Genomic DNA, 11929 nt, shown 5'->3' on the forward strand with positions numbered 1-11929 from the left:
GGGTTTTACGGAAAGGAAAGCCGCCTTTAAAAAAGACCGTATCGAATTCCAATCCTCCGGTAACGAACGAGGTGGGATCAAAATCATTGATCGAACGAAAATAAAGGAAACTTTTTGTAGATCTCGAAGTTCTCGGAATCGAAACAAACGAAGAAAACCGTTTCGATCGAGTGGCCGTCTTCCAGAGATTGAGAGATTGAGAAAATCGTATCCTCATTGGAGAAAAATTCTCGAACGCTCTCGATCGCGATTTTTGCGACGCGTTCTTTCGGAAAACGAGAAATCCCCGTGCCGATATTCGGGAATACGATCGTTTTCAACGAATTTTCTTTTGCCAATCGAAGACTGTTGTAATACCCGTTGCAAAGAAGTCGTTCTTCTTGATTTTTTTAAAAAATCTTCATCTTCCGATGAAGTGCGCCTTATCGAGGCGAAACTAAAAAAACTTTCTAAAGAAATAAGACAAAAAGCGGACAACCGGCAAGTAATATAAGTATGATCGGTCGATAGGTTCGGGAAACGGGATTTGTTCGTTTCACGATCCCAATATCTTTATGAAATCAGTTTATTTTTTTACGTTTGTCCTATTTTTTATAGTCTACTTTCCATTTTTATCTTTAGAGTCGAAGGAAAATGTAAAGTCAATGGAAAGTGAGACGGAAGAGGATCCGCAGGGAGATTTAAGGGAATCGAAAAGAATTTTTATCGGAGGATTTTTCTCCGAAGTAAAAGGATACGAGTTTTCTTGGTTTCAAGTCGGTTATAATTTCGATCGAACTTTATCTCTTTCTTTTCTTTATTTTCGAAAGTCGAGCGTAAATCATTTCGATCTCGATCGATCGAAAGCATTTTCCTATCAGATATCGTATTCTCTTGAAAACAGGGATTTTTCTCAAGATCAAATCGGACTTGCGTTCGATTGGTTTCCGTTTAATTACCATCACTATTTTACTCTCGGGTTCGGTCAGGAAATCTATCGTCAAAAAGATCGAAAGCAGGAATATCAAGCGAATCTGAGTCGAGGAGAGTGGGATATCTCCGGTAAAATGTGGTCGTATTCGATTTATAACCGTCGAAATTACGTATCTATCGGAACGGGAGAACGTTTGGTTTTATCCTCGGGAATTTTTATCAATTGCGCCGTTTACGGATTATTCTATCTAAACAATTCCCCTCGTATTCAGAGAGAACTTCCACTTTTTTACAATCAGATTCCCGATTCGGCTCAGCTCAAAGAAATTTCGGACGACCCGGACTCGCAGGAGGCGAAACGAAATTCGTCGGCCGAGTTGTCCGTATTTATTTCAATCGGAGTTTCGATATGATATTCGTGTCATCGATCGGAATTCACGAGCCGCCCCCGTAGCGGCTCGAAACGTTATCCGAAATCTCTGCTTAAAAGGATTCAATCACTGAAGAATGATCTGATCGACCCTGTTCTTTCTGTATTTAACGAAGGTATTTCCGTTTTGAGTATATCCGAGGTAAGCTCCGTTTTTCTGAAATCTTTTTCCGAAAACCCTTTCCGCCGAATTCCGATCCGAACCGATCGAAACACCTTTGTCTATTCCCGGACTTCCGTCGCCGTACATATTCACCTGAAGTACGGAGCCTATGCTCAGAAGGAAGGATGTTTCCTTTTTGTTATAGATGTAAAATTCGCTGCCCGAGGACTTATCCACCTGAATGCGGTCGGGTTTTCCCCATAGTTTCAAAAGGTCTTCCAGCTTATCTCCCGGACCGACACCACCCACTTTAAACAGGTTTTGTTTCGCGTTTTGGGAAGGATCGGGCAACGTGATACCGTGCAACTGCGCCAAGTGTTTTGCCCAACCGGAAGAAGAATCGTAATTATCTATATAATACGAGGCGAGTTGTTTCGTCTTCGGAGTTTTTTCCTTATAAGATTCCAAAAGAACGTAGTTTAGGATGGGCGTAAAATTCTCGTAAACGTAATCCGGATCCAGTTGGGTTTTTTGACGGATCGAAGTTCCGATTCCTTGGAGATACGCCTGAACGTCCGGGTTGGTTTTCGATTGTGATCCGAGGTTCTGGATTTTTCCGTCCACCATCTTTCCTACGGAGCGAAAAATTTCCAGCGCCCTTTCCTGATCGTCGGTCCAATAAAAGACCACGCCGAGATTGTTCGCCAAAGGAATGGAATTTTCGGCGCGCACAGCGTTGCCCGCCAAAGACTTGGCGACGTTCATATCGTTTTCTTCGGTCGAGTACGAAAGTAGAATCGCGTAGTTCGAAACGAAGTAAGGATCCTCCGTTTTCAGGATAACTTTTTGATACGCCTCCTTAGCTTTTTGATACGCGGCGGAATTTCCCGGAGTCGCTCGCATAACGGCTCTTTTGCGAATCCCGTCCGGAAACACCATCGAATCTCGGAAGGAAGGCATATCCAGAACCGGTTTTAACTTCAAGTCCTCGTTACTCGCTGTGGCCATCCAGATTTTATGAAGGCATACGGCGTACGCCTTTTCCAGATGTGTGTTCCCCGGAAATTTGGATAAGGCGCGTTCGAGGTTGGATTTCGCCTGATCCAAATTTTTACCGAATTGAACGTCGTCGTACGTCTTTTCCATAGTGGCGAGAAGGGAATACAACTCCTGTTTATCTCCGCCGAATCTAGACAAACGGTCGTTAGGCGAAGGGTGACTCGCGAAATAGACGGAGGTCATCGATTCCGGACTGATTTTGTCCAGCTTTTTGTTGGCGATGTATTCTTTGTATTGGTTTTCGATATCGCTCATGAGCTCCAAGGTACGAATCATGTAGTCTCCGCCGTATCCGGCCTTATTGAGCAGTTGAAATCCGGTCTGGTCCGCATCCACTTCCTGTTCTTGCGAAAATTTAAGATTATCTAATACGGCTTCCCCCGTAGGATTCTCCTTCAATTGATAGAATTTTTTAACGGAGTTGAACGTATGTCTGTTGTAATAATGCGACAATTCGTGAGATAAAACTCCCGCTACGTATCTTTCTCGGTAAAAATCCATCTTTTCTTTTGCGTCAGATTCCGAACGGGAAATTACCTGATCGAGTATATCGAGAGTTCCGGAGTTGATACAAAATTGTCCTCCAGCCATAGCGAACGCGTTAAACGAGTTATCCTGCACGAGATTGTATACGATCGGGAACGAAGGATTTCCGGACGAGTCTGCCAATTTCCGAAAGGCGGAATCGATCGGTTTTCTCCAGCCGTTGTAGTCCTTCAAAACTTTTCTGGATTTTAAAATTGCAGTATACTGATACGAACTTTGGCGGACGATCTGCGCGTATAACTCGGCGTCGAAATTGATCGGAGCGTTTTTTTCCGCGCTCAACGAAAAACTTAGGACGAGTGTAAGGATAGAAAAGACAAACGTGCGAATTCTAAACATATTCCGTAAACCTTAAGAGTGATTTAAATAACGTCGGGGCCTCTAAGATCGCAAAAAAAAAAACGTTGTCAAGCTCTTCCTTTTGATGCGGACTGCGGAATCCGCGCTGCGTAGGAAAAAAATTATAATTCGAAATTCTTCAAAATCCCTTTTGGAGGATCAGATTTTTTATTTCCGGATCGGACCAAGTCCGAAGTTCGAATAAATATTCGTACGGATCCTCGTCGATTCGCAAAAGATCGCAAAACGCCTGTTCGGTTGTCCGGCCTCGGAGTTTTAGATCCTTTATTTTCTCCCCGAATTCCGGAACGGCGAACGTAAGAATCCTGTGTTCCACGATCATATGAACGAATCCCATCTGTGATTCGACGGGAATCGGCTGCGCGAAAATTTCGTACTTAAAATTCTCGATACGAAAACGTGTGATGATCGTCGCCAAATTTTGGAAATTTTTTTCTTCGATTTCGAAATCGTAAAATCGGGAAAACGAAGTTCCGAGTTCGAGTTTGAATTCTTCCGAATCCTTATAACTGCAAAGAATGTCCACGTCGCTTTCATCAATGTCTATTTCAAGAGGAACGGTTCCCGCAAAAACAGGACCGTATTTAGAAATCGAATCGAAGATCGAATGTCTTTTTATTTCCTCCCAAATCTTTCTTTGTTTTAGGTTTCCGTTTTTGAGGAAATTCGGCGATGAAAAATTCGGTTTCGTATCCAAGTTACCTGATATCTGAGAGAAAATTTAATCCTCTTCAGGTAGAAGCGGAGAAATAAAATAAGCGATGAATTCCAATTTACCAGTGGTTCCAGATTTTTGATAGATGGAGAAAGTCTGATTTTCGATCGTCTTCAGACTTTTTCCTCGTATAGCAGCGATTTGGTGATTTGACATTCCGCGCAAAAGTAGGACGGCGATCTCTTTTTCCTTATCCGAAAGTCCCCAACCTGCGAGTTGTTTTTGGAACGATTCCCAAAAGGATTGGTCCGTATGCGTAAGGAGTTGATTCTTATTTTTCAACCCTTCGATCACCACTTTGGCCGATTCGATGTCTTCCTGTGTGTTTCTGATTTCCTGAAACAGAAAAAAAATTCCGATAATCGATAGAAGTCCGAACGCGGTCTCAATGGTGGTAAAGTATGCCTGGGACCTTTCGATCCAATGAATGTCGAACGCGAACGTAAGGATTTCTTCTATTATCCAGAGAAGGATCAAAAAGATATAAAGCGAAAAAAAGTAGAACCGTTTTTCTTGAGGAAACCAGAATTTCATTTTTAAAAGCCGCTTATAGAACGGCACAAGTAAAACTAAGAACTCTCCCTTTTCCGAGTCAAGTATGATAACGGATCCGAAACGTTCCTTAGGTAAAAACCACTAAACACAACGAAACCCTTTGGGGAATTACCGTAGTTACTGTCTCCTCCTATTGTATCCCCGAATATTACGGGTATCGTTTATCACATCGAGGTGGAAAGTCATGAAACTTTCGGAATTTTTTAAACGGACGAAAACGAGTCGAAACATAGGATATTTTCTCGTCGGTGCGATCTTGAGTCTATCGACGCAGGCTTGTATCCTTCCTCAGGAAAAAATTTATTCCGCGAATACCGGTCCCAGTCCGACCGATTTCGTCTATCGCGGGGATTTGGAAGGGCTCGAAAATTCGCTTCGATCCGGAAAGGGGGTCGATCAGCGCGATCCATTTTTTAGAAATTATACTCCGTTGATGGTCGCCGCGAGGGAGGGCGAGTATTTGATCGCGGAATTTTTAATACGAAAAGGCGCTGACGTCAACGCGAGAACCCGCGACGGACATACCGCTTTGATGATGGCTGCCTTTAATCGTTATCCTCAAATCGTAAAACTGCTGATCCGTTCGGGCGCTGACGTCAACGCGTCAACAGTTCAGGGGCACACGGCGTGGACGGAAACCACATTAGAAGATTATAAAAAAGTGCAGGATATTCTTTCCGAATACGGCGCAGGTCCGAAACGATGAACCGTTTAATAAGACTGTTTCCTTTTTTGTTGTTCCTATTTCTGCAATCCTGCGAAGTCGATACTTCCGGCTGCGAGAAAAACTGCGATATTCAATTTTCCACTTGTTTATTGGTCGCCGTAAACAACGGAACAGCCAATCAATCATCGGCCGTCCCTTTTATCTGCTATCAGATTTGCGACAACTGTAAGGATAATTGTAAGGTTCGTAATTCCTCCGGAGGAAACAATCGTACGGGGACGAGAAGTACCGGTTCGGGTTCCGGAAGTCGAGGCGGAGGAAATGGCGGTGGTGGAGGCGGAAGCGGCGGAGGATCCGGAGGTCATGGAGGGGGAGGGCACGGAGGTGGCGGAATTGTCTTCTAACCGTATTTCCGCGCAAAACGAAAAACGAAACGATCGTAGGATGGAATCGGCCTTTCTATCTTTGGTGATCACTTGTATCGTGACCAATCTTTTCTGTTCTTCCCTTTTACCGATGGAAAAAAGGAATTACCCTAAGGAAGTGTCGATGGAAAAAAATAGAACGCTGAGAGATTGGATTTCTATCAAAAAGGAGCGTTTCGGTTTGAACTTGTTCGTTGACGAAATTTCCGAAAACCGGTTTAGGATGAAATATTATAGCGCAAGGGAATTTTATTTCGATGTGTATCTCGCTTGTAGTTTTACGGTTTCCCGGTCTACCGAAAATACATTCAAAATTACGAATATGAGTTACGTTATGGATAACGGCTGTTCTAAAAGTAATCAGACGGATTGGTGTTATCAAAGCAGAGGTGTGGTTGGTCCGGTTTCCGAAGAGGAAAACGAAAAATATATGTTACCCTGTTTGCGGGAATTCCTAAACGAACTCTAATTCCGGCGCGAGCGGCGTTCGGATAAATTTCCTTCACCGCGCCGCATAATTTTGCCGTACGATTTTATTCTTTGGGATATTCTATCTGCAAGGATACGAAAGAAGAAGTCGAATTCCCGTATAAAAGTTCTATGTGTGTGAGAGTTTTTTTCAACACGTTTACCGCCGTTTCGGCTTTTTCCATCGTTATCGAACGATCTAAGAATCGGTTCGGCTCGTTTTGAAGATCCGGTATTAGGAGAAGTTCGGATTTCGTTCGAATCGATCCGGAGGAATTCGAAATAGAAAACACGTTCGTCCTAAAGGTTCGTGCGTAAGCATCCGCGGCCAAAGCGAGCGATACCTCGTCCATTCCTTGGAAAACGGGAATTCCGACGTCTTCTCGGTTCCAAAAGAAAAGCAGATTCTTTGCGGCCGCGAAGTAGTGTTTCGTTTCGAATGCGAATTCCGAACTGCAATGTTCGTCACTCCAATCCGTCACTCCGAAGTCGCGTGCAACGTTAGACGCTCTTTGCTTTCCAGCAATCGATTCGACCAAGGCTAAGGAAATCGGAATGGAAGCGGTAACTCCCGTAGTCGTGATCACATTTCGATCGGCAACGTATCTTTTGTTTCGTATCCATTGTGTGGAAGGAAACTTTTCCCTCAATTTTTCGAAGGAATACCAATGTCCCGTCGCCCGTTTGTCGTTTAACAATCCGGCGTTCGAAACCAGCCAGACACCGTCGCAGATTCCGATTACGGTCGCTCCTTTTCTGGACTGGTCCCGAATCCAATCGATCAGGATCCGGTTTTCCGAATTATGCACCGCAGGGACGATCACGTAATCGGCTCCTTCCGGAAACTTTAAGTCGAAATCGGTGAAGTCGTTTCCGATCTCGAACTTGAGGGCGGGAAACATATTCATCGTGCCCCTCTTATCGGCTAACGCGTGTATGTCGGCAATTTTCGCCCGTTTTAGAACCCCGAAAGGTACGATAAAGTCCGAAAGTTCCGTGTATTTCGTCTCCCCTATAACGGCGATAACCGGGCGTTTTCTGCCGAACCGCGGTTTGTACCGTTCCAAACCGGATTCGGGTTTTATCAGCGCGGGTTTTTGTTTTATTTCCGGATCCGTTCCGCAATTCCAAATCGAAATCGCGCAGACGAAATATATTATTGTTTTTTTATATTTTGAGAAGATAAACCGGGTATCGAAGCTGTTAACATTCATAGTTCGAGTATAACTCCTATTTTTAATCGAGTCGTCCGTCCGGATACGGACGGACCGTTTTTTAGGAAAAAATATCGACAGAGTTGAACGATCGGTTGAAATCATTTTATGAATACCTTTATCGCGTTCGGAGCCGGGCTTTTGTTTCTTTTGGCGATCTCCGGTTTTTTGAATTCCCGTAAGAATCGGGAATCCGACTCTTCGTACGCGGAGGATTCCGATTTCGAGACGGAAAGAAAATATCTGGTGCGCGTCGAAAATCTTTCCGGAGTATTATTTTTTACTGCGGGAATCGTTCAGTTGCACCTTTATCTGGAATTATCCGATCAACTTTCGAGCGCATTATGGTTTTTTAATCTACACATTCCGGCCGTTTTTTTGATCGGACCTCTCACCTATCTTTATTTCGAAACGCTGAGCGGAGGAAGTTCGATCCTACGTGCCTTTCATTTTTTTCCCGCTTTAGGATCGGCGATCGTTATGCTTCCCTTTTATCTTCGCAACGGAGAAAGGAAAGCCGCTTTTCTCGCGCACGAAACTCCGCTGGATCCGTTTCATACTGTGATTCTTACGTTGTTGGTTTTAGGGACGATTTCCAATTTAATCTATCCGATCGGTTTATTCCGAAAGGTTTGGCGATGGAGAAAGAATTCCTCCGAAAAACGGCCCGTTTCCTTTTTACCTTTTTTATTTTTGTTTGCCGGAACGGTTTTCGTATTATCGTTGTTCGCCGCCGCCCAGATTTTTTATATGCCTTTATTTCCGACGGCTTCCGCTTGCCTGACGATTCTGATATGTTCTATATTTTTGATGAGCGTGGCAAATCCCGATCTCACGCGTTCGTTCGTAAAGGATTCGAGGGAGGCTCGGTATAAGGAAAGTAGAATTTCAGGTTTGGATCTGAATACGGTTTTAATTCGCTTGGACGAATTGATGACGGTCAAACGATTGTATTTGGACGAGAATTTAACGCTCGGAAAACTGGCCGCCGAACTCGACGTTCAAACACATCAACTTTCCGAAATTCTAAACGTTCGTCTCGGAAAAAGTTTTCGGGAATACGTAACGCGATTCCGATTGGAAGAAGCCGCCGATCTTTTGCTTGGAGAGCCGGAGCGATCGATACTTTCCGTTCTTTACGCTTCCGGTTTTAATTCGAAATCCTCCTTTCATAAACTTTTTCAGGAATATTACGGTTGTTCGCCTTCCGAATTCAGAAATCGGGAATCGCTGAAAAAGAGAAGGGACTTTTCAAACGCGGATCCTCCCGATCTAATTTAGTAAAAAAGTTTTTTCATATTGATCTCCCTAAAATCGGTAAAAATATTTCCAAAACGAATTCTTCGTGTAGAATAGTTCCGTTTTTTAATCTTCGAGACAATCCCGATATTGAAAAGGAAACGTTTCCGGATCGTAAGAGCCGTAAATCTACGTAACGATCGAAATCGGATTTCTTCCGGAGAAAAGGTATGAAGGAATTTTCCGCGTATATTCGAAGGATCTACAAAGATCGGGATTATTTGACCCGCAGTAGGGTGTTGCATCTTTTTGTGTTCAACGTAGCTTCGGTTCTTTTGGGAACTTCTTCCAATTTTTTTCTTTGGGTTTTTACCGGACGATATGTTCGTATCGGATTTTCGATCATGGCGGTCGCGTCCGCAATTTCCCTTTTTTTTCTTTTACGGAAAAATTACGAGACGGCGTTAAACGTCGTTTTGGCGGCTACGATCGCGTCCGTAACTTTCGGTTGGTTTTGGGGAATTCCGAATATCGGATCCGACGTAGGAAATAAAAATTTAGTACTAGTCATATTTATTATGATATTCTTATATTTTACGGATGTAAGAAAAACGATCCTCATCACGATCTATAGTTTTGCCCTGATTATGACGGACGAATTCATTTTAAAAAAGGATCACGGTACCGTTTATACGGCGGATCGGATCGGATTATTCGCCATGTTTACGGTGATTTCGATCCTCGCGGTAAAAACCCTTTACGGTTCCGTCCGTGAAAAGAACGAATTGATCCAGGAGATCCACCATCGCGTGCGGAACAATCTTCAAGTTCTATCTGGTTTGGTGGAAATACATAGCGACAGCGGAAAAGCCGACTTTCAGAGCGTCCTTTCGGATTTTCAGAATCGGATTCTGGCGATTTCCGAAGTGCATAATTATCTTTATAAATCGGAAAATTATTTCGATATCGATTTCTCGGAAGTGATCGAAGGCATCGTAAAAAACCTTTCCGTTAAATCCGGAAAAAGTTCGATCCGGATCGAAACTTCGACAGAAAGAATTTTTTTAAGGATCGAGAACGCTCTCCCTTGCGCGATGATTTTCAGCGAATTGTTATCGAATGCGCTCTCACACGCCTTTCCTTTCGGCGAAGGAAACGTTCGGATTCGATTTCGAAAGGACGAGAATAAGTTTAGACTGATCGTCGAAGACGACGGAACGGGGATTCCCGATTCCGAAATTTGGCGGCGACCGAAGACAGCTGGTTTTACCCTCGTTCAAATTCTGACGAAACAGATCAAAGGTGATTTTCGAATCCTTTTGGAAGGAGGCTCTTCGGCTGTTTTGGAGTTTGGCGTCTGACGCCTGTTAGGCGAACATATTAAAATAAGATTCTCGCCGAAAACGCCTCTTCGGTCCGCGATGTTGGAAAGACTTGTGGAGGATTCTTTCCCTGTTTTAGTCAAAGTCCGTGATCGATGAGAATCAAAATATTGATCAAAAACAGATGAAAGATCGAAAAGAAAAAGAAACTTCTCGCGGATTTCCGTTCCGGGTTTTTTAGAAGTCGAAACGCAAGCGCTCCCATCCACAAACAAACCGAAATCGAGGAAACGAGATATAAAATCCCCATCGTGGATTCGAAAAAATAAAAACCGATACAACTTGCGGAATACAGAATCGTATAAAGAAAGATCGATTTCGCGGTTTCTTGATTTCCTTTGACGACGGGAAGCATGGGAAACGCCGCGTCCGAATAATCATCCTTTAAAAAAATAGCCAGAGCCCAAAAGTGCGCCGGAGTCCAGAGGAAAATCATCATAAACAGAATCCAGGCCTGGACGGGAAGAGAGTTGCCGATCGCCGCGTAACCGATCAACGGTCCCACACAACCGGCGACTCCTCCGATTACGATGTTCTGATGTGTTCTGGGTTTGAGAAGGATCGTATAAAGAAAAACGTAGGAGATCAGGGCGGCGAACGCGCATAAGGCGGTTAGGAGATTCACGTAGACGGTCAAAAGATAAAAGGAAGCCGCCGTCATAACAAAGCCGACTAACGTGGCTTGCAGAACTCCGATTCTTCCCGCGGGGACGGGACGATTTGCGGTCCGCTTCATCTTGGCGTCCCGATCCTTTTCGATTACCTGATTGAAGATGAACGAGGCGGAAGACATCAAAAAAGTTCCGAACAAAGTCACTGTGATCAAAAATCCCGAAGGAGGCGATCCGCTCGCGAGATATAACCCGGGAATGATGGTCGCCAAAACGAGAGTGGTAACCCTCGGTTTGATCATCTGATTCCAATCCGAAAAAAAAGTCGAAGTAGCCATCATACGTAGTTCCGGGTTAATTCCCCTTTTTCCCTTCCGTTTCGGACGTCAAAAACATCGCCCTGATGATCAGGGAAAGATAGGCGAACGTCAAAAGTAAAACCGCGAAACCGGTGTGGAGAGCGGTGATCAACTTGGGAAGTCCGTAAAATACATTCAGAATTCCTAAAATGATTTGAATCCCGAGGATATACATGGATATTCTAAGGAACCTTCTGGTCAAAAGTGGAAACTGTTTTAGGATCGAATACGAAAGCGTAAAAGCCAGAAGTAACGCGACCGCGTAGGCTCCGAAACGGTGAATCACCTGGATTTGGACGATCTCCAGCGGATGATCCGGGATCCATTGTCCCCAACACGTCGGAAAATCCGGGCACGCAAGTCCCGCGTAATGGGAGCTTACCCTTCCTCCCAAAACGATCTGGACGACGACGGCGGCAATCAATAAGAAAAATGGAATATTATCGCTTCTGAATATGGACGATCCCGTGACGAAACCGGGATTTTTCCCGAATTTGTTTCTCGCGTCGATGGAAACCGTAAGTATCACCAGAAAAAAGGCGATCGCGTTCAAAAGGTGAAGATTGACCGAAGTAGGGTCCAATTTCAGTGTGACGGTCAGTCTTCCTAAGTTGATTTGAGAGATTAAAAGTAAAACCGCAAGAACGAGATAGATTCCGAACTCTTTTCGAAGTGTTTTGTCCGCGAACGTCCAAATCGTCACTCCGAGCAGAATCAAACCGAGAAAACCGGAATAATAACGATGAGAAACTTCCATAAAAATCTGAAAGTCGAAGGTCGGAAAAATTTTTCCGAAACAAAACGGCCAATCCGGACAGGCAAGGCCGGATCCGGTCGCTCTCACCAAAGGACCGTAGAGAAGATTGAGAAAAATAAGGACGCTT

The 11929-nt window shown here is 44.1% G+C and carries 12 protein-coding genes and 1 pseudogene (1 of these 13 cut by a window edge); 6 read left to right on the forward strand and 7 right to left on the reverse strand.

All coding sequences use genetic code 11. From position 1 onward, the window contains the following. Positions 1-83: 83 nt before the first annotated feature. A pseudogene (locus EHQ17_RS04995) lies at positions 84-389 on the reverse strand (macro domain-containing protein); the annotation flags it as partial. 255 nt (positions 390-644) lie between these two features. Here EHQ17_RS04995 and EHQ17_RS05000 point away from each other — a divergent pair. Then, positions 645-1325, forward strand: coding sequence for a hypothetical protein (locus tag EHQ17_RS05000; RefSeq protein WP_135590088.1), 681 nt, complete (start codon positions 645-647; stop codon positions 1323-1325). Between the two features lie 84 nt (positions 1326-1409). Here EHQ17_RS05000 and EHQ17_RS05005 read toward each other — a convergent pair whose 3' ends face one another. The 3 genes from EHQ17_RS05005 to EHQ17_RS05015 all read right to left on the reverse strand — a co-directional run bounded on the left by EHQ17_RS05005 (position 1410) and on the right by EHQ17_RS05015 (position 4659). After that, positions 1410-3389: a M48 family metallopeptidase gene (locus EHQ17_RS05005; protein WP_135590087.1), complete on the reverse strand. Its 1980-nt coding sequence runs from the start codon at positions 3387-3389 to the stop codon at positions 1410-1412. A 139-nt stretch (positions 3390-3528) separates the two neighbouring features. Further along, complete coding sequence (locus EHQ17_RS05010) at positions 3529-4107, reverse strand: DUF4269 domain-containing protein (RefSeq protein ID WP_167881155.1); 579 nt, start codon at positions 4105-4107, stop codon at positions 3529-3531. Positions 4108-4131: 24 nt separating this feature from the next. Continuing rightward, positions 4132-4659: a helix-turn-helix transcriptional regulator gene (locus EHQ17_RS05015; protein ID WP_135590085.1), complete on the reverse strand. Its 528-nt coding sequence runs from the start codon at positions 4657-4659 to the stop codon at positions 4132-4134. A gap of 205 nt (positions 4660-4864) precedes the next feature. Between EHQ17_RS05015 and EHQ17_RS05020 the strand changes: the two genes are divergently transcribed. The 3 genes from EHQ17_RS05020 to EHQ17_RS05030 are packed head-to-tail and all read left to right on the forward strand — an operon-like array spanning position 4865 to position 6241. Further along, positions 4865-5386 (forward strand): ankyrin repeat domain-containing protein, encoded by a 522-nt coding sequence (locus EHQ17_RS05020; RefSeq protein WP_135590084.1) that lies wholly within the window; start codon positions 4865-4867, stop codon positions 5384-5386. Next, positions 5383-5751: a hypothetical protein gene (locus EHQ17_RS19740; protein WP_167882473.1), complete on the forward strand. Its 369-nt coding sequence runs from the start codon at positions 5383-5385 to the stop codon at positions 5749-5751. The genes EHQ17_RS05020 and EHQ17_RS19740 overlap by 4 nt, the downstream gene beginning before the upstream one ends. Continuing rightward, positions 5741-6241 (forward strand): hypothetical protein, encoded by a 501-nt coding sequence (locus tag EHQ17_RS05030; protein ID WP_135590083.1) that lies wholly within the window; start codon positions 5741-5743, stop codon positions 6239-6241. The genes EHQ17_RS19740 and EHQ17_RS05030 overlap by 11 nt, the downstream gene beginning before the upstream one ends. Before the next feature lie 64 nt (positions 6242-6305). Here the strand turns inward: EHQ17_RS05030 and EHQ17_RS05035 are convergent, their stop codons facing one another. Beyond that, complete coding sequence (locus EHQ17_RS05035) at positions 6306-7454, reverse strand: DJ-1/PfpI family protein (protein ID WP_135590082.1); 1149 nt, start codon at positions 7452-7454, stop codon at positions 6306-6308. 108 nt (positions 7455-7562) lie between these two features. Here EHQ17_RS05035 and EHQ17_RS05040 point away from each other — a divergent pair, with 108 nt between their 5' ends. After that, positions 7563-8735 carry an AraC family transcriptional regulator gene (locus EHQ17_RS05040; RefSeq protein ID WP_135590081.1) on the forward strand — a complete coding sequence of 391 codons (1173 nt, stop codon included), beginning with the start codon at positions 7563-7565 and terminating at the stop codon, positions 8733-8735. Between the two features lie 188 nt (positions 8736-8923). After that, positions 8924-10054, forward strand: a complete 1131-nt coding sequence (locus tag EHQ17_RS05045) for a sensor histidine kinase (RefSeq protein ID WP_135590080.1) — start codon at positions 8924-8926, stop codon at positions 10052-10054. 100 nt (positions 10055-10154) lie between these two features. Here EHQ17_RS05045 and cyoE read toward each other — a convergent pair whose 3' ends face one another. Continuing rightward, a complete protein-coding gene (gene cyoE, locus EHQ17_RS05050; protein WP_135590167.1) occupies positions 10155-11024 on the reverse strand; it encodes a heme o synthase in 870 nt (289 codons plus the stop codon). A 16-nt stretch (positions 11025-11040) separates the two neighbouring features. After that, positions 11041-11929 carry the 3' portion of a COX15/CtaA family protein gene (locus EHQ17_RS05055; RefSeq protein ID WP_135590079.1) on the reverse strand. The gene runs 62 nt beyond the window's last position, so the window shows 889 of its 951 coding nt (coding positions 63-951); the start codon falls outside the window, past its right edge; the stop codon is at positions 11041-11043.

This window comes from Leptospira gomenensis, from assembly GCF_004770155.1.
In the GTDB taxonomy this organism is placed as follows: domain Bacteria; phylum Spirochaetota; class Leptospiria; order Leptospirales; family Leptospiraceae; genus Leptospira; species Leptospira gomenensis.